General features: G+C 44.2%; 19 protein-coding genes. 5 read left to right on the plus strand and 14 right to left on the minus strand.

Features of this window, described 5'->3' with window-relative positions; translation table 11 throughout:
• Positions 1-17 precede the first annotated feature (17 nt).
• The 4 genes from MKZ12_RS18280 to MKZ12_RS18295 form a co-directional block, all read right to left on the minus strand.
• Entirely contained in the window at positions 18-761 is a 744-nt protein-coding gene (locus tag MKZ12_RS18280; protein ID WP_339256012.1) for a hypothetical protein, read from the minus strand.
• Positions 761-2068: an SPFH domain-containing protein gene (locus tag MKZ12_RS18285; RefSeq protein ID WP_339256014.1), complete on the minus strand. Its 1308-nt coding sequence runs from the start codon at positions 2066-2068 to the stop codon at positions 761-763. Before MKZ12_RS18285 ends, MKZ12_RS18280 begins: the two co-directional genes overlap by 1 nt.
• 285 nt (positions 2069-2353) lie before the next feature.
• Positions 2354-3421 carry an ankyrin repeat domain-containing protein gene (locus tag MKZ12_RS18290; RefSeq protein ID WP_339256016.1) on the minus strand — a complete coding sequence of 356 codons (1068 nt, stop codon included), beginning with the start codon at positions 3419-3421 and terminating at the stop codon, positions 2354-2356.
• 69 nt (positions 3422-3490) lie between these two features.
• On the minus strand, positions 3491-3760 hold the full coding sequence (locus MKZ12_RS18295) for a DUF6809 family protein (RefSeq protein WP_339256018.1): 270 nt from the start codon (positions 3758-3760) through the stop codon (positions 3491-3493).
• Positions 3761-4020: 260 nt separating this feature from the next.
• On the opposite strand from MKZ12_RS18295, the gene MKZ12_RS18300 reads away from it, so the two are divergent.
• Positions 4021-5001: a serine hydrolase gene (locus MKZ12_RS18300; protein ID WP_339256020.1), complete on the plus strand. Its 981-nt coding sequence runs from the start codon at positions 4021-4023 to the stop codon at positions 4999-5001.
• A 97-nt stretch (positions 5002-5098) separates the two neighbouring features.
• Here the strand turns inward: MKZ12_RS18300 and MKZ12_RS18305 are convergent, their stop codons facing one another.
• Together MKZ12_RS18305 and MKZ12_RS18310 are read right to left on the minus strand one after the other, a co-directional pair.
• Positions 5099-6121, minus strand: a complete 1023-nt coding sequence (locus tag MKZ12_RS18305; RefSeq protein WP_339256022.1) for a serine hydrolase — start codon at positions 6119-6121, stop codon at positions 5099-5101.
• Between the two features lie 179 nt (positions 6122-6300).
• Positions 6301-7032 (minus strand): DUF1361 domain-containing protein, encoded by a 732-nt coding sequence (locus MKZ12_RS18310; protein ID WP_339256024.1) that lies wholly within the window; start codon positions 7030-7032, stop codon positions 6301-6303.
• A 281-nt stretch (positions 7033-7313) separates the two neighbouring features.
• Here MKZ12_RS18310 and MKZ12_RS18315 point away from each other — a divergent pair, with 281 nt between their 5' ends.
• Together MKZ12_RS18315 and MKZ12_RS18320 are read left to right on the plus strand one after the other, a co-directional pair.
• Positions 7314-7937, plus strand: coding sequence for a spore coat protein (locus MKZ12_RS18315; protein ID WP_339261464.1), 624 nt, complete (start codon positions 7314-7316; stop codon positions 7935-7937).
• Positions 7938-8179: 242 nt separating this feature from the next.
• Positions 8180-9133 (plus strand): hypothetical protein, encoded by a 954-nt coding sequence (locus MKZ12_RS18320; protein WP_339256026.1) that lies wholly within the window; start codon positions 8180-8182, stop codon positions 9131-9133.
• Between the two features lie 99 nt (positions 9134-9232).
• Here the strand turns inward: MKZ12_RS18320 and MKZ12_RS18325 are convergent, their stop codons facing one another.
• Positions 9233-10168, minus strand: coding sequence for a sigma-70 family RNA polymerase sigma factor (locus MKZ12_RS18325; RefSeq protein WP_339256028.1), 936 nt, complete (start codon positions 10166-10168; stop codon positions 9233-9235).
• Positions 10169-10201: 33 nt separating this feature from the next.
• On the minus strand, positions 10202-10648 hold the full coding sequence (locus MKZ12_RS18330; RefSeq protein ID WP_339256030.1) for a carboxymuconolactone decarboxylase family protein: 447 nt from the start codon (positions 10646-10648) through the stop codon (positions 10202-10204).
• Positions 10649-11048: 400 nt separating this feature from the next.
• On the opposite strand from MKZ12_RS18330, the gene MKZ12_RS18335 reads away from it, so the two are divergent.
• A complete protein-coding gene (locus tag MKZ12_RS18335; RefSeq protein ID WP_339256032.1) occupies positions 11049-12092 on the plus strand; it encodes an aromatic ring-hydroxylating dioxygenase subunit alpha in 1044 nt (347 codons plus the stop codon).
• A 223-nt stretch (positions 12093-12315) separates the two neighbouring features.
• On the opposite strand, the gene MKZ12_RS18340 is transcribed toward MKZ12_RS18335, so the two are convergent.
• From MKZ12_RS18340 to MKZ12_RS18350, 3 genes are all read right to left on the minus strand, one after another.
• Positions 12316-13149 carry a cupin domain-containing protein gene (locus tag MKZ12_RS18340; protein ID WP_339234934.1) on the minus strand — a complete coding sequence of 278 codons (834 nt, stop codon included), beginning with the start codon at positions 13147-13149 and terminating at the stop codon, positions 12316-12318.
• 151 nt (positions 13150-13300) lie between these two features.
• The gene (locus MKZ12_RS18345; RefSeq protein ID WP_339256033.1) at positions 13301-14209 is read right to left on the minus strand and encodes a leucine-rich repeat domain-containing protein; all 909 of its coding nucleotides are present in this window, start codon (positions 14207-14209) and stop codon (positions 13301-13303) included.
• On the minus strand, positions 14182-14346 hold the full coding sequence (locus MKZ12_RS18350; RefSeq protein ID WP_339256035.1) for a hypothetical protein: 165 nt from the start codon (positions 14344-14346) through the stop codon (positions 14182-14184). Before MKZ12_RS18350 ends, MKZ12_RS18345 begins: the two co-directional genes overlap by 28 nt.
• 108 nt (positions 14347-14454) lie before the next feature.
• Here MKZ12_RS18350 and MKZ12_RS18355 point away from each other — a divergent pair, with 108 nt between their 5' ends.
• Positions 14455-14772 carry a hypothetical protein gene (locus MKZ12_RS18355; protein WP_339234942.1) on the plus strand — a complete coding sequence of 106 codons (318 nt, stop codon included), beginning with the start codon at positions 14455-14457 and terminating at the stop codon, positions 14770-14772.
• A gap of 96 nt (positions 14773-14868) precedes the next feature.
• Here MKZ12_RS18355 and MKZ12_RS18360 read toward each other — a convergent pair whose 3' ends face one another.
• The 3 genes from MKZ12_RS18360 to MKZ12_RS18370 are packed head-to-tail and all read right to left on the minus strand — an operon-like array spanning position 14869 to position 17257.
• Positions 14869-15480 (minus strand): SMI1/KNR4 family protein, encoded by a 612-nt coding sequence (locus MKZ12_RS18360; protein ID WP_339256036.1) that lies wholly within the window; start codon positions 15478-15480, stop codon positions 14869-14871.
• Positions 15480-15923 (minus strand): hypothetical protein, encoded by a 444-nt coding sequence (locus tag MKZ12_RS18365; protein WP_339256038.1) that lies wholly within the window; start codon positions 15921-15923, stop codon positions 15480-15482. Before MKZ12_RS18365 ends, MKZ12_RS18360 begins: the two co-directional genes overlap by 1 nt.
• Positions 15924-15955: 32 nt before the next feature.
• Positions 15956-17257 (minus strand): hypothetical protein, encoded by a 1302-nt coding sequence (locus MKZ12_RS18370; protein WP_339256039.1) that lies wholly within the window; start codon positions 17255-17257, stop codon positions 15956-15958.
• Positions 17258-17270 lie beyond the last annotated feature (13 nt).

Here is a 17270-nt window from a genome sequence, read left to right on the forward strand (position 1 = left end):
GCGTTTCCTCCTGCAATTTATGATTTACTTATCAAGATCTGTTGATTGCGCTCTTTTAAACGGTATCTTAATTGGGATAGTTGCGAAGCAATACGTTCACTATTTACCAATTCCCCTGCTTCGTACTGATTTGCAAGTTCACTGTTCATCAATTCAATGTCCATCAAGATCTGGCGGTCATTTTTCTCAAGGGAATCCGGTGTGATCGGGTCACTATACTTCACCAGTTCAATTAATGATTGAACGGTTTGCCGCTCCTCTTCCACAGTTAGAACGGGATGTTGCATCATGGTGTGAAGCAATTGCTGTAACGCTTTTTCGATTAAATGTAAATTTTCGATTTTAGTATGTTCATCCGCCTCATGACTTCGCACACTGTGAATGTAGATCATAATGATTCCACATAAAATAGTTGCGATTGCAATCGTTACCGTATGCAACAATACAAACCAGCGAAGCGCATGATCTGCTGAACCTGACAACAACGTATAGATCATCACACAAATCAAATAACTAACCAACACTACACCTAACGCTGTGTAACCTGGAACAAACCGTTTAAACCGATCCATATTCTGCATGATGAACCGTGCGTAGATCCTAATAGCCGTAATGGCTACATAAGAAGCCACGAGGTTCATCCAAAAAGATAACGATAGTAGCGCATGATTAAACAAAGTAAAAGAAACGATTGTCGATACGAGCATGCATATTAAATAGATGACATCCAAAATCAGAAGATTGCTGCGTTTTACCATCACTATGCCTGTCCTCCTTCTTGCAGATTGTTTCCGCAATCAAGACAGAACTTCTGGCCGGGTTTTACTTCATGTTGGCACCGACTGCATTTCAAGCTTAAACTTGTGCCACAGTTGCCACAGAATTTGGTATGACCGGAATTCATGTGGTTACAGTTCGGGCATGGGCTAGGCATCGGTTGATGACATTGAATACATTCCAATGCGTCCTCAGCATTATCCGCTCCACAGGATGGACACGCATGGTATTTGTCACCACAGTTAGGACAGAATTTGGTTCCCTTTGGCAAAGCATGTCCACAATTATTACAATCTGTTGTTACTGCGGATTTTTCGGCTAATGAATTGCCGCATTTGCTGCAAAAAGAGCTGTTCTCCTGGTTCGGATGATTACACTGTTTACATATGCTTACCGCAGGCGTCTCCTTAGTCGACATCACTTTAGACATCTGGGACATCTCGCTACTGAAAGAACCACCCAGTCCAACCCCCATACCCATACCAAGTCCTGCGCCCATGATGTCTGACTGCATGCTTCCTTCATTTTTGGCTGCACCTTCCAGCGTATCAAACGAACGTTCTTGCTGATATGTGTACCCAATAATATCCATCTCAGCTTTGCGCGCCAACGCTTCTCTTAATCGAATAACGGAAGGATCTTCTTCGGGCAGATTGACGTTGTGAATATACAGGTTGATCAGCTCAATACCAAACTCTTCGAAAGTAGAAGCTATTGTGTCTGCGAAATGCCTTGAAATCTCGGCGATATAGGCATTGATCTCCAAAACACTAACTTTTCTATGTATTAGATAGGATGACAACATCGAGTTAATATTCATGATAATTAGCCCGCGGAAGTAATTAATCATATTAGCTTGGTTAAACTCAGGCAGTGTGCCCACAAGCTTGACCAAAAACTTTCGTGAATCCGAAATTTTAATTCCCATTTGTCCAAATGTTCTTACGGGAACTATAATATTATACTTGGGATCCTGGATCTGAATCGGATTCGCTGTTCCCCATTTAACGTCTAATGCGCTAACCTGATTGACATACCAGACTTCTGCTGCAAAAGGTGACTTTCCTCCAAACGGAAGGTTAACGAGTCGGTTCAAGATCGGGATATTCGCAGTACTCAGCGTATGCCTTCCTGGTCCAAACATGTCAAGCGCTCTTCCATCCTTAAAAAGAATCGCTTGTTGAGATTGATTCACAATCAACTGGGTCCATGTTCCCAACTCAGTCTCGGGATGTTTCCAAGCAAACACATCAGGTGAGCCATCATACTTAATTACGTCAATAATCGCCATGTTCAATTCCTCAATTCAGTATTAGATTACTATAATTTGATAAAAACACTCTTGCTAAAACACTGATTCTACACTATTTCCTATATTAAAAAGCTATAATGATCTTTCATTAACTTGTTTTCATGTTTAGGCATTGATATTTTACCATTTCTAACCTTATTACGCACTAGCATAGTTCATTTTTCATACGAAAATTTTCCTATATTAACATGTTCATAATAGTAAAGAACCTCTTCCATTATGATCATAGGAAAGAGGTTCATGGAATTCTCGTGTATACTCCATCTAATTCAGGATATCCTCTATAGCTGTATCTGGATTTAACATGAACTCTTCAAAGGTAGCTATCGTTCCATGTTCTTGATGTTCAATATCCGCATATCCCATCATTTTTTTGCTCGGATTCCAGACAATCAGGATATGTGAGTATTGATCGATATCCGAGGAAATACGCAGTAGCTTCTGTCTGCCCATTTTCATCTCTACGGTATCGATCAGATGAAAGAATTCTATATATCGGATGCCTGATTCACTATCTGGCAAGTCTATTCTTCTGGGTCCACTAGTTAGAAAATCAATAAGTTGCTGGGGAAGTTTATAAGACTTTAATGCATGCAATTTGTTGCTCATATCATGAAATTCTTGAGGTTCATGCCCCTTTAGGTATTCAGCCATTTCTTCATTTTTCTGACTCACTGCGATCGTGTACGCTCGCTCTCCATCCTTCTCCTGAATGGTCACATCTGCTCCCTGGTCCACCAGATATCGAACCATCTTCATGTTATTAAGTCTTGCAGCTACCGTGAGAGGTGTCGCCTTATACGGGTATACCATATCCGGTTCATTGTAATTGACATCCACTCCTTGATCCAGCAAGTACTGAATTGTCTTCATATCGTGATCAGCTACCGCTTTGCGCAACGTTTTGCCTCCATATTTACGAATATCCAACCCCAGTTCATTCAGCACGGTTATATTCTTTTTGTTACCATAGTAGGCTTCATCATATGCACTGGATTTGACCCGATTAAGTCCATTTAACTTGGCACCTTGCTGGTACAGGTATCGCACCATTTCTTCTCCACAATATCTAACTGCCTTCAGGATCGCCGAATTATTTTTGACATTCAGATTAACTCCATGCTCGACCAACAACTTAACCACTTCCAGCTGATTGCAGATTAAGGCAAGGTCGAGTGGCGTTAATGCTATGTATTTACTGAGTGTAATCTCTTCCTCAAGGTCCATGCCCTGCTTAATGAATTGTTCTACAGCACCGGTGTCTCCCTCATATATTGCCCTAGCTTGATCAGGAAGCGTTTCGAACGATCCTTGATTTCCGATTTTGAACAAGAAAGATTCCCCCTATCACTTTTTACTAACTTCTTCTATATAATCACTTGTTGTGAAAAATCAAAAATATTAGCTTGAGTATCCACTCTCGATCATAATCAACGTCCCAATCTTGAAACCACTCGCAAAAGCCTCTTTTGAATGCATTGAGTGAACTTGATCCATCATTTCAAACAATATCTCCAACTGTTTAAAGTCATCCTCCGAAAGCTTTCTCTGGAATTTTTCGATATAAGTTGAAATTTCCTTATTAATAGATCGATACTCCGCATCTTTAGGAACAATATTCTCTTCTGGTCTCAGATTACCGTAATATAATTCTTCTATTATGTTTCCCACATCACAGCCCCCTTTCTCTTATAAATGTCTTGTGCCCTTCTCCTGACAATTATATAAGATTGACAGACAATACTGGGGTTTTATGCAATATTCGCATGTGATTCTTATCGCCTTCAACGAAAATCATTTTTTATATGCTTGCTTTGAAATAATAATGTAGTGCTTGTTGAGCCCTACCTCAGGAGTATGCTAAGATAATGGACACCTATTTCTACAAAATTCAAAATTCTATTACAAATCAACCGTACAGAAAGGACACTATGAATCCTTCATTACTGTCATCCAAGTTACAACAGATCATTCCACCGCTGGATCTGCGAAGCTGCCTCGTCAGTGTACGCGGTGAGCTTATGTACGAACACTACCGCAACCAAGAGGCTGCGACCGATATTGCAAAAATCAATTCCTGTACCAAGAGTGTGCTATCCGCACTCATCTGTATAGCGATGGATAAAGGCTTGTTGCCAGAGGCATCAGCCCCAATCTCTACCTTTTTCCCACAGTTGACATCCGATCCTGACCCGCGTAAACCTGTGATCACACTGGAACAACTGCTCACCATGACAGCCGGATTCAACTGGGATGAGTTCGGCGGGCAGAATTCATTTCCTCGCATGACCCGCACCGATCATTGGGTGGATTTTGCGTTGGAACAACGGTTAAGTCATGTACCGGGTACACATATGGAGTACAACTCAGGAGTATCACAGATCCTATCCGCTATTCTGATGCAAAATGTAGGTATGAACGTAGCCGCGTTCGCAGAACGTTATCTTTTCGACCCACTGGGAATTAAGGACTATGAATGGGAAAGTGACCCACAAGGTATTCATACTGGCGGATTCGGTATGAAGATGTTGCCCGCAGATCTGCTGAAATTCGGCCAGCTATTTTTACAGCAAGGGATGTGGGAGGGTGAATCTCTCATTTCTAGTCATCTCGTTACCCGTTCAACGCAGCCATTCATTACAGTCAGCCCACCTAATTACGGCAGTTATGCTTGGCATTGGTGGGTCGATGTCTATCCGAATGAAAGGTCTGTTGCCGAAGATAGTGCTTCTGAGAACGACAGACCCAACCTCCATTATTATTACGCACGAGGATTTGGTGGTCAGTATGTATATATTGTCCCTGAGCTGGAACTTGTTACGGTGTTAACCAATGACAAACGAAAGAAAGAGAAACCTCCACTGGATGTTTTCCCTCGATTAATCGCCCCTGAGCTATGGAAAATGCTATAAATGCAGGCCGCTCTTTTATGTTGTTGGACCAATGGTTAGACCAATGAACCCCCAACCTATGAAGGCTTAACCAGCCCATAGGCTGAGGGTTTATTCGTCATACGAATGCCTCTTCGATGGCAACCGTGATTGGATACGGACCAGACTCTTGATTCGAGAGCACAACCAATTGTAGATCATAGTCTGGATACACGGAAGACATGAACGATACCCCTGGATCAAACCCCATGACATGAAATTTCAAAATCCCTTCCCCCTTGCGGTCAATCCAGATGCCCTGCCCATAATACTCTTCATCCTCTTGATGAGCATGTGGAGTTAATAACTGCCGTGTTGTGTCAGCATTCAACAATTGGTGACCCAGCAAAGCATCCCAAAATCGAACCATATCCGGCGCTGTAACATAGGCTCCACCATCTGATCCACCTTTGACAGGAATGGAGAACATATTGGTGTTCCAGGAGCCATCTTCATGATCGATATACCCTAAAGCCGTGTTACGCGGAAGCTGATCTGTTACGAAATAACCGGAGTCCTTCATGCCACACGGTTTGAAAATGTGCTCTTCCACATAATCTGTAAACGACAGTCCTGAGTGTTGTTCCACAATAAGCCCCAGCACAATGAAACCCGCATTGTTGTAGTGAAAACGTTCACCCGGAGCAGACTTCATCGGCAGCTGCTGAAACATGGGCAGAAAGTCACTTAATCGCCGCATCGCGTAGACGGGTGTCTCTTTCCACAATTCCGAAAAGTCTTCCATCACTTCTTCATCGAAATAATCTGGAATACCCGACGTATGTGTTAACAATTGATGAATGGTAATGCCTTCGTCCCACTGCGGAAATTCCACATTCAACACATCCGTAAGCTTGGAATCAACAGATAACTTACCCGCTTCAATGAGCTGGCATATACTCACTGCCGTGAAGATCTTACATCCTGATGCAATACCGAACCGTGTATCCACCTGATTGGCAAGCTCTTCACTGCGATTCGCATAACCACGTTTCATATTCAAAAGGGTTTTCCCGCCTTGTTGGAGTAATACAATACCCGAAAAATTCACGCGTTCCATGGCTTCTTCTACCTTTGTTGTCAGCTCTAATACATTCAACATTTTGTTGTTCACCTACTTGTCTATGTATTCATTACATTCTCATTCTTAATTCTTCGTTATATCATCCTGCATACCTGCCAAATTTCCATAAAAAAAGAAGAGTTACCCCCTTATAAAAGGAAATATCCCTTCTTCATACAAGGTAAGACTAAGTTGAACAAAGTATACCTAAATGCTGTTCAATCACTTGTTCCACTCGTTTTATACCTTGGAATTCCTGCACTACTCTTCATATCACGGAGAGACCTCGTATTAATCAGATAATATAGTGTGGCATAGATTGTGATGATAAACGTGCCAAAGAAAAGGCAAAATGCAAGAGACGGGCGGCTTACACTTTCGTGCATCAGCTCAATCAGCGTCTCGCGATTCGTCAGTGCATCCCAGCTATTCAGTCGATATACACGTCCAAGCAATACTCCATAACTTCCCAAAGCACAGCCTGCGAGTACAAAGATCCAAGATGCCCAGCGTCCGATTCGGTGATAGATCACTTCCTGAAGCTGATACATGGACAAGAAGCCAAGCAGGAGCCCCGTCCAGACAAACATTAAAACAACACTCAAGTCGTACCAATAGGTGTAGTCCACTCCATTTCCACCATAATACCGGGAACTTCTCGCTGTCAGATGAACCAAATCCGTAACAATGTAAGAAGAGTTGGGGAAAAACAATAACCACAGCAGCCCACTTGCGACTGCAAGCCATCCGGCACCTTTCCATTTCACATCAGATAGCAGATAGGATGCATAGGAGAACACAAAAGGAATCCAGCCCAAAAACAGATTCCAGATCAGGAAGCGGAAATAACGCTGATCCAGCCAATCTGCGGCTACATAGTACAAGCCCAGCGTTACGGCTGTGACCATACAAAGGAAAATAAATATGCGAATATAGTTCAGTTTTCTCAATGATTCTGACCTCACTTGATAAGATTTCATTTCATTGCCGAAAAGCGATGAATTCTTCCTTATTCTTTTCAACACGTAAATTCAATCCACAGTTATCCTACTACACCCCAATCGGTCTCCTTCAACTTAATCTCGATCAAACCTGTTCCTATTTGTGCTTACGCTTTTATCCATACGTATTACATAATTTCACTACTCTCCAAGCATACTAGAATCATACCATTTACCAAAGGAGAATCAAATTACCAATGAATCCAAATTCGATGAACCCTCAAAATGCAATGCAGCACAGCTTGAATACAAATCCAAATATCAGCCCTAACATGAATCATGGCGGTCATGAGATGTTCGATGTGCATGAGATCCTGTCCTCCACCATTAACGTGCTGGATCAATATATGATCTTCCGTTCATTCGTGCAAAGCCAGGAACTGATTGGCATTCTGGACCGGCAGTATAACTTCATTTTATCCCAGTACAATCTGACAGCAGAGTGTTTTGCATCCGGACAGAAGCCTCATCAAGAGACGGCAACCTACATGATCCCCAACATCGTACCGCCAGTATATGGCCTTAAGCCCTCAGCACCGAAAAAGCCAAACCAGAGCCTGGCTGATGTAAAGGATGCCGGGATTAGCGGTCATATGCTTGGACTCATTAAATCACATGCGAGTCTGCTCGGCATGTCCTGCAGCGAGATCACGAACGGAACGGTTCGCCGTGTCATCGCTTCACAGATCCAGCATTTTATCGAAATGGCTTATGAAATTTTCATGTTCCAGAATAAAAACGCGTATTATCAAGTGCCTCAACTCACTGCAAGTGATACACAACAGATGCTTCAGGCATATATCCCAGCAACCGGAGCACCTCAGATGCCTAACAGCAATAAACCACTTCATTAAGTTAGAACATAAAGTCTGAAGACCCAGAACAGTCTCTTCAACCCATTTGGGTTTTAGGGGCTGTTTTTTGCTTATTTACAATCATTTTCCTACTGAGGACTCTTGATTCGGTTACCAGAAACTGGTTTAATCAATGACAAACCCGTACTTAGTCAACTTACGGATCATACATATAGAATACGGTGAAATGCCGTTATACGAGAATTCAAATGGCTTTTTCTTATTTATAGGGAGGTATACGAATGGGATGGAAGCAACCTGCTAAACTTGGTTTACTGGCTATGGCTCTCGGCTGTACTGCCATCGGCTCAACACTTGTGACCTCAACAACACTGGCTGCACCCGTTCCGGCTTCCAAAGCGGTGTATCATCAATTCCAAACGTATCGAACGGAAGCAGCGAAATCTACAGCAAGTGTGGCTAAAGCACGTAAATACCTGATGAATCATATCGACAAAGTCGGTCCTTGGCAGGCAACATTAATGACGCTGCAACTGGAGAATATGCAGAATATGAAGCTGGCGGATATGGATCACCAAATGTATACGGAACAGTTTCAACAAGCCCTATCTCAAGCCCATGAACAACTTGGTTACGAAAAGAAGCTTACATATAGTCGTCTGCTGCAAGAAATTAAAGATCCGACAGTGAGGAAGGTTCTGCAAGAAGCATCTGATCTCGGATTCAAACTGGAAACCAGTGAAGGCTTGTATTACCCTATCATCAATTATGAGATCTACCAAAAGTTCAAACCGTTTGTTAAGGCTGATATCGCTGCATACATCGACATTATGGCTACCGAATCCAATCAGATGACCACGTCGGATGGTGGCATTATCATCTCTTGGAATGAATTAATTCAGCGTATATTGGAGAAAGAGGCCTTTCTGAACAACTTCCCGAATTCCAATCGCACCTCAACAGTGAAGCAGTGGTTATTTGTAGAATATGTGTTTTACGGAAGTGACAACACGCCTGTATATGATTGGTACACGGATGAAGAAATCCGCACCATGGACCCTGAGGTGAAAAAAGCTTACGAGAAAGCTTTGGCTAAGCGGGAGCCCAATACGGAGAGTGTTCTTCTCGATACCATGGAAAAGATTTTGCAGGTTCTGAATCAGAACAATGATGAGCTTACACCTGAAGTCCGAGCAATCATTGAACCTGTTCAACAACAATTTGCCCTTGATTAACCCGGATCGAGAAAAGCCAAATACAAATGCAGAAAAGCGGCACACCTTCTGAACGAGGTTGCCGCCTTTTTGCATTACACACCACACCTTACGTTTGGATCAAAGAGTTGAAGTGTCAATTGATGTAAGTTTGTTCGGATTAACGACGAGATAAATGCCCTCAATCCGCTCTCCTGAAGGGTCCAACACCAAACAGAGCACCTCGGACAATTGTCCTTCTTTCATCAATGCAAGTTGAAGCTCACCATTGATCCACATCGGTACCCATTCTCTTTCACGCAATCGTGTAAGGACCCGCCGTGAGGTCAGAAGGGCAAGCACGCCTTTGTGAACGCTCATCGTTCTCATCACAGTATGCACAACGCCACCGCCATCTGCTGTAAATACAGGCTGATCTGCCAGTAACTCGAGCATCGCAGCGACATCATAACGAAGGAAAGCCGTTGTAAAACGGCTGATTAATTCACCCTTAACTATCATATCGGTATCACTCTGCTCGATTGGTGGAAGTTTTTCAGGCAAGTTCCGTCTGGCGCGGCTAAAGATTTGACGGCAGTTACTCTCCGTTTTGCCCAGCCAATCCGCTATTTCAGAATAGTCATACCGGAAAGCTTCACGAAGTACAAAAACAGCCCGTTCAACAGGCGAGAGCCGCTCCAACAAGACCAGATAGGCATAGGAAATCATCTCTTTCTTCTGCATCGTTTCCTCTGGTATGTTTCCCGCCTTACTGTCTGCTATCGGTTCCGGAAGCCACTCTCCAACATAATTCTCCCTCTGGTTGCGGGCAGAATTGAGCAGGTTCAAACTTCGGTTCACCACGAGTCTGGCGATATAAGACTTCGGATTACGAATATCTTGAGTAGCATTGCTCTGAATCCCCGCAAAACAATCTTGAACCATATCTTCAGCTTCTACCACACTGCCAAGCATGCGATAAGCGATTGAAAATGCATAATTTTTATACCGTATATACAGCTCACCAACATCCAGAGAAGACACTTCTGGTTCATTGGCGTGAAGATTGGAATTCATAAGAATGGCCTCCTCTGGCATGGTGCATGTATTTTAGTTAAAGCAGCCCGGATACATCCCTGTTGTAATCGCAATCCGGTTCCAGTTGTTAATTGTGTTAATGGCCAGGATCAGATCCACCAGTTCGGCTTCACTGAAATGTTCACGAACCTTATCGTACAACGCAAGGGGTACACCATGTTCCGAGATACGGGTCACCGCCTCAGCCAGCTCCAGCATAACACGTTCTTGATCCGTGAAGAAAGACACTTCACGCCACACACTCAGCAATAGAATATGATCCGCATAATCACCCAGTTTCATCAGATCTTTGGCATGCATATCTAGACAAAAGGCACAGCCATTGATCTGGGACACACGGATTTTTAACAACTCATACAATACTTTATTTTCGAATTGCCCGGATATATACTGCTCCATCGCCATCATCGCTTTAAAAGCGCCTGGACTCACTGCTCTGTAGTTGGTTCTTAAATTCATTTCATTCGCCTCCATCATTTGGTTTACATACTGTAGACAAACGATGGCCGGGATCTGTGACATACTTTACGAAAATCTTTTTATTCCCACAAGAATGGTTGCTCAACTAACAGATATTACAATGAGATTCTAACAAAACATCTCCATACAGCCATCCATCAGTTAAAGAAAAAACATGCCTAGAAGTTGCCCCCCTACATATAACATCTGATGTAAAGTAAATTCGAAAATTTCCGTGTTCATGTACGGTTTTTGCTGTACCGTTTGTGATTTAAACCAAAAATAGGTTGAATATATTGATACTTTGACTATAAGAGTAGTAACATACGGCTAATAAAGTTAACTTTTCTAACATAATAAAGAGAAATGTTTATTCATATTGGTAAGGAGTGTTTTTACTATGATAACTTCCAACGCAAACCCTAATACGTCCGAATTGCCTAGAGGTTGTACATTCACCGCTGAAGACTGGCATGTATTATCACAATATTGGTATCCGGTAGCACAAGCTACCGAAGTAACAGACAAACCACTTGCTGCTCAATTACTCGATGTGAAGCTGGTTCTCTATCGTAGTAATGATCAGGTTGTCGTAGCCAAGGATCTTTGTTTTCACCGCGGGGCCCCACTTAGCAAAGGCTGGGTAGAAAATGGTGAGATTGTCTGCCCTTATCACGGCTTCCGTTATAATTGTGAGGGTAAATGTACCGCAGTACCTGCACACCCAAGCTCCAAGATCTCGCCTAAGCTCAAACTTATCGTGTATCCCGCAGTTGAACGTTATGGTTTAATCTGGACCACTTTGGCGGGAACGGAAGAACAGATCCCCTCCTTCCCTGGATGGGATGATCCGGAATATATCAATATTTTGCCACCCAACTTTGATATTGCCGGTTCTTCTGGGCGACAAATGGAGGGATTCCTCGATGTATCCCATTTTGCCTATGTGCATACGGAAACGTTTGGTGACAAAAACAACACAGAAGTCCCTCAATACAAAGTGAAACGTGAAGGTAATGAGTTACTGGCCGAGTATTGGAGTACGGTGAGCAACTATGGCAAAGGGCAAGATCTTGTTGCTCCAGAAGGTTTCCAATGGTTGCGTGAGTTTCGGGTATTCCCGCCTTTTGCGGCTTCGCTGACGGTACATTTCCCAGGAGACGACAAGCTGAATATTCTGAATTGTGCTTCGCCAATCTCTGCTCGGTATACCCGTCTATTCTGTCCAATCACACGCAATTTTGACAAAGACGCTCCTATTGAAGACACAATCAAGTTTAATTTGCAGGTATTCGAAGAAGATCGCGAGATGGTCGAGTCACAGAAACCGGAGGATCTGCCCCTTGATCTGCATGCCGAGGCCCACATTCCCGCTGACCGTACTTCAATTGCTTATCGGCAATTATTAACGGAAATTGGTTTGGGACGAAATTACACATCGTAAGTAGATGTCTCAGATTCTTTAGATTTCTGGGCACGCTTTTAATCCTTGATTAAGACGCTACGATTCGTTAGCGCCTCATGCTTAGCTCTAAACACGGCTTTCCGCAAGTATGAAGACACCTGCAATCAAGAAAAAGAAACGTTCGCCAAGGAACGCTTCTTTGTCTATACCTTATTTAACTGAAGTACCTATGTGTACTATATAAACCTTGCCTAAATAACCGTCATCTTCCCTCTTGATTATTGGTATTCACAGGAAGCTCTCTATAATACGGACAACCCGGTTCGTGGATGATACGTGGATCGACCCAAGTACCCCAGTATGGAAGACGGTTTACGTAAGGTTGCATATTGGGCTGAGTATTTGGCGGCATGTTTGGTTGCATGTTGGGCTGTGCATTGGGTTGTGTGTTTGGTTGCATGTTGGGCTGAGCATTGGGCTGCATGTTTGGTTGTACATTAGGCATTACGTACGGCTGATGATTCACATTCGGAGCACTGTTAGAGATAGGGGCAGTGGACGTCATACAATCTGCCGGCGGGCCAATAATCACTGTTTTTTGAATGGGGGCCAGCGCTTCTTGAACTTTTTTCTCGTCCAGACAGTACGTATAAGCCAGAAGTTTGGCAGGTGTAAGTCGCAAGATGTCTGAACCAAATATCGCTTCAGGCACGGGTGCATCGAAGATCGCCAGTAAATGCGTATGATCTGCAGTAGCCACTTCATAATGCCACCAGCCTTGAGGTACATTCGCCACTTGCCCCGGAGTAATTGGGAAATGAAGCAACTCATTGGTGAACGGATTGATGAGGGACACAACGGCAGAACCGCTTATGCAATATACCAGTTCGGTCGCATTCTGATGAATATGTGGTTCAACCACATTGCCTGTGTTAAGGAAAATATCCAGTAAGGAAGTATTGCCCAGTGTGTTTAACTGGTTGATGGAGAGAGAGTTAATATAGTTGTCCTCATCCTTCTTGAATAACGGATTGTTGCTTAAATCGTAAGTAAATTGGGTGGTTGGTAAAGTATAATCCATGGTTGAGGTTGCCAAAATAAAACGCCTGCCCTTCGCTCTCGGTTTAGGTCATAACCTATATATCAGCTTATGCCCAGTGCCCAGAGACGTGAGCCCATTTCTGCCAAGTTTTTATCGCATAACAAATATCCCTGACTCGGATACACGGAGCAGGGATATTTGGCTATTATAATTCTTTTCCGTCGGAGATGTCCTCCCAACTGATCCCTAATGGAGTGCTTTCCAGATTTACACTCTGAAGCCATGTCATCCGCTTGACTATGTCCGGCATTCCTTCGATTAAACTATTCGTTATACTCAGATACCGCAGTTTCTTCAACTGCTCCAGTTCGGGTGGGATTTCACGAATGCCAGAGTAACTTATATCCAGACTCACAAGTTCACTCAATTCGCCAATCTCGGCTGGAATATGTTTCAGACCCAGATCCGACTTCTCCTTCGGCTTCCACCCGGTAGGAACATGATAAGAACTACCGCAATAAATTCTAAGCTCTCGAAGTTGTTTCAATTTTCCAATGTCTTGGTGAATGCCTTCCAAATCCGCTGTCATGATCTCCAATTCTTCCAATGATGTCAGTTCAAAAAGGGCTGGAGGAAGCGTATATACATCCTGCTCAAAAATCGTCAAACGTTTCAAATGTGTCAATTCCCGAATTCGTTCCGGAATCTCTTTCAAGAAATGTGAACTAATATTCAGCACATCAGCCTGATGCATGATGGCATCGTCCAACAGTCGATGAATATCTCTCTGACGATCTAACTCGAAGAACAAGCCTGGAATACGCTCCATTAGCTCAATTGCTTCTTCTTGTGTAATGTGCATGCCATACATATGCTCATGAGCAACCGTGTAGAAGTAATCGCTCCCATCCTCTTTCAGAAAACAAAGATCATCCGGCAATGACGGATATAACCAGTCATGAAAGCGATTGGCTTCCTCCTTAAGGACCTGCCCGGAATCAGGCGTGCACCGATATATGTAATAGATGCCCTCTGAGTACATCGCGCCGCTTAGCATCATCATTTCTTCCATCGTACTCTTTTCAATCAGATACGGCTCAAGTCTTTGTAACACTTTGGCAACCCTCTTGTATCTCCCTCAACATACTTTCGGTCAACCAACATAAAACGATCTGTCTTCTCGATCAATTCGTCAATCAACAGTTCATAGGCAGTTCCACTTGGATCGGTGTGAAAAGCTACAGCTACCATAGGTTCCTCCTCATGACTCTATATTGATTAATCTTCAATCTGCTGTATCACCTGCAACCATTGTGGCATAGGCTGATATCATCAATCCAGTTATTGGAGGCTTGTTACATGGCATACGGCCCTGGTTCAGTATCATCCCCGCAACCTGCGGGTTATCCTTACCCTTATTATCCACCACCACCGGCACCCTACCCTTACCCTTATCCCTATCCATACCCGCCCGTCGTTCCTGTTCCACTGCCATTTCCGATTGGTGGTCCTTGGTGGCATGGTGGCTATCCCGGCGGTGGTTACCCCGGTGGACACCCTGGTCATTTCCCAGGAGGTGGCTATCCCGGCGGACCTCACGGCGGTCCAGGTGGTCCAGGTGGACACGGAGGACCTCCAGGCGGAGGATTTCACGGACATCGTTTTTTTCAGTGGTAAACATGTGATTCATTCAAAGTCCAGGTTCAGATCAGATGAAGAAGCTGCTTCAGCAGCTTCTTTATTCATCTAGAACTATCCTCTAATCGTTTAGAGCTAATATGTGATCTCATCCATCACCTTCAGATTTCGGTTCGAAATGCTGAGGAGATCCGTGAAGGTAGGGGTTAGATAATAGACAAAATCTGGATCATGCACGTACATAATAATCTGCCCATACGTCCCCTCCTCCGTTGGATCGAAATCGAGCATCAGATATAATGAACCTCCTGCGATCGTTGCAAATGGAATCCATGGTTTGTGGAAAAGGTATGGCTTGATCTCCGGGTCCAACTGGCTGATCTCTTCCGCAGAATAATACTCTTCCAGCTTCTCATCCACTTCACAGAAATATTGTTTGGTCTCTCGAATCTCTTCCAATGACATCAGATAAAATGGCGTACAACGCCCAGCCTCAGCATCACCCGGGTACAGCACATGCAACCCGTAGCCACTGCCATCTTTGCCTTTGTAAAATGTACGAAAATCAGCAGGAAATCTAATCCCATACTCCTTTTCGAACAAATCGAGATTTTCTTCGTATGCCCCATCCCGATGCTGATACTCTTCAAACAATTGGCGAATCTCTTGATCCTGTATTTTTTCATCAAGCAATCGATTCAGCTCGTCCATAAGTACGTTTAATGTTACATTCGACTCCGGTTTCACTAGGCCTCCCCTTTCTTAGCTCCGCCATTCCCTTCTTGCACATATTGATGATATTCCCAGAATGCTTCTTCCTCTCCACCACCCTCGATCAGGATCGTGACTGCGTAAGATAACAAATTAAGCCAGTGTTCCATCAACACTACCTGCTCGTCCGAGATGAGATTGTTTCTGCGAAGCATACCCTCAGGTTCAATAGCCCAGGCACGTGCCATATGAGTAATTCCCCATAGACATGCCATGACTTCCCGATCCAATGAAGACCGTGCAAGTTCTGGTGCCAGAACCCGCAGTATCTCCATCAACTCATGAAAATTCTCCTCAATTAAATGTCCACGAAAGGGCCGCAGACTGCGAAGAAAACCGTTCTGCATCTTGGGATGACTCAGATCATCATAGGAAAAAGCATGACATTTTAATAGCATTACAGCCTCTTCACGTTCCATGCATTCACCCCTAACCAGCTCATCATGCTACCTCACCAGCGCAGAGGTTCTTCTCCACGCCACAATACATACCGCTCCAACTCACGCAGTGTACCTGTGCCGATCCCATACTCGTCCATCTCGTTGGAATGAAGATTGAGCACATGCAACATGCCACCATAGGTACCTACTGCCAACTTGGACTGCTCAGGGGATACAGCCAGAGAATAGATCGTACTGCCCACAAAATGACGCCATACTTCCTCACCCTCGCCATTCACACAGTACAGGTAACCATATGCATCTCCAAGCACCATGCCCGCCGCTATTTCCACTGCCGCATACACACGTGCATTCTCATCCATCACTGGCCAATCTTCCTTCGTTTCGTTGCCTGCAATTGATTCCAGCGGGACCTGTATCGTGACCCCGTTATAGAAATGACATGCGTTAAACCAGACGCTCTGCTTAGCACTCATGAATGCGGCATAATGAGGGTAACTCGATTCCGGATAGAGGGAGTAAGTCTTGTTCACCTGACGGTCCATCACCATATGATTGCTCCCTTGGCTACCATAGGCAATCCATCGGCCATCCCGAGATACCGCTGCATGTCCCATATCTATCTGTGTATCCTCTAACTCATACTCTTCGATCTCTGCCAGATCGGGATGAAGCAAGGTCACCTCAGCTTGTGTGACCAGATATATCCCATATCGTGATTGTATGAGTAATACTCTGCCTGCATCCATAGGGATAAGTCCCTCAAGTGTCCGTTCGGGATGCTCACAGTCCGCAAGCGATTCGATCCGAGGAAAGGAAGACTGTATCCGGGCTTGAATATCCTCCCAACGATATGTTGCCAACTCCTGTCCTTCCAACCTTCGATCAGGCTGACGGATGACGCGAATCCCATCCGGTCCTGCAAGCGCATAGTCCAATCCGTCTGATGAACACCCTGCAAAAGTATACGAAGGAATCAACTGCCATCCGTGCTGATCCATCGTATAGACCTGACCCTTCTCCGTGAAGATACCCGTATTACATACACACGTTTCCTCATTCAGATAACCTACAACTTTGACCGCTTGCATGGAAGACTGAAAGGCCTCGCTCAATGGCCATGTTGCTGCGGGCAGCTCACGTCGGAGCACCTCCAAGTCACCGTGGAGATTGGCTTGTCTCACCATATGGAGCACTTTAGTACTCATTCCGCTTCTGGAGTCTCCCTCCAGCTCGGCTTCGTCTGGTTGCTCTCCCTCCATGCTTCTCCGTACAAATGCATTGACATCCCTTGCATAACGCTTGCCTTCATTGCGCCATTGTTCCGCGATGTCTTCCTTTAACCAACTCATCTGTTCCCCTCCA

Source organism: Paenibacillus sp. FSL R5-0713 (assembly GCF_037973325.1).
In the GTDB taxonomy this organism is placed as follows: domain Bacteria; phylum Bacillota; class Bacilli; order Paenibacillales; family Paenibacillaceae; genus Paenibacillus.

What these genes read in the sequence shown, in the direction of transcription:
- MKZ12_RS18285 (WP_339256014.1), bottom strand. Translation starts at nt 2,068, where the DNA reads ATGGCGATTATTGACGTAATTAAGTATGATGGCTCACCTGATGTGTTT.
- MKZ12_RS18300 (WP_339256020.1), top strand. Translation starts at nt 4,021, where the DNA reads ATGAATCCTTCATTACTGTCATCCAAGTTACAACAGATCATTCCACCG.
- MKZ12_RS18305 (WP_339256022.1), bottom strand. Translation starts at nt 6,121, where the DNA reads ATGTTGAATGTATTAGAGCTGACAACAAAGGTAGAAGAAGCCATGGAA.
- MKZ12_RS18315 (WP_339261464.1), top strand. Translation starts at nt 7,314, where the DNA reads ATGCAGCACAGCTTGAATACAAATCCAAATATCAGCCCTAACATGAAT.
- MKZ12_RS18320 (WP_339256026.1), top strand. Translation starts at nt 8,180, where the DNA reads ATGGGATGGAAGCAACCTGCTAAACTTGGTTTACTGGCTATGGCTCTC.
- MKZ12_RS18325 (WP_339256028.1), bottom strand. Translation starts at nt 10,168, where the DNA reads ATGAATTCCAATCTTCACGCCAATGAACCAGAAGTGTCTTCTCTGGAT.
- MKZ12_RS18330 (WP_339256030.1), bottom strand. Translation starts at nt 10,648, where the DNA reads ATGAATTTAAGAACCAACTACAGAGCAGTGAGTCCAGGCGCTTTTAAA.
- MKZ12_RS18335 (WP_339256032.1), top strand. Translation starts at nt 11,049, where the DNA reads ATGATAACTTCCAACGCAAACCCTAATACGTCCGAATTGCCTAGAGGT.
- MKZ12_RS18350 (WP_339256035.1), bottom strand. Translation starts at nt 14,346, where the DNA reads ATGGTAGCTGTAGCTTTTCACACCGATCCAAGTGGAACTGCCTATGAA.
- MKZ12_RS18355 (WP_339234942.1), top strand. Translation starts at nt 14,455, where the DNA reads ATGGCATACGGCCCTGGTTCAGTATCATCCCCGCAACCTGCGGGTTAT.
- MKZ12_RS18365 (WP_339256038.1), bottom strand. Translation starts at nt 15,923, where the DNA reads ATGGAACGTGAAGAGGCTGTAATGCTATTAAAATGTCATGCTTTTTCC.
- MKZ12_RS18370 (WP_339256039.1), bottom strand. Translation starts at nt 17,257, where the DNA reads ATGAGTTGGTTAAAGGAAGACATCGCGGAACAATGGCGCAATGAAGGC.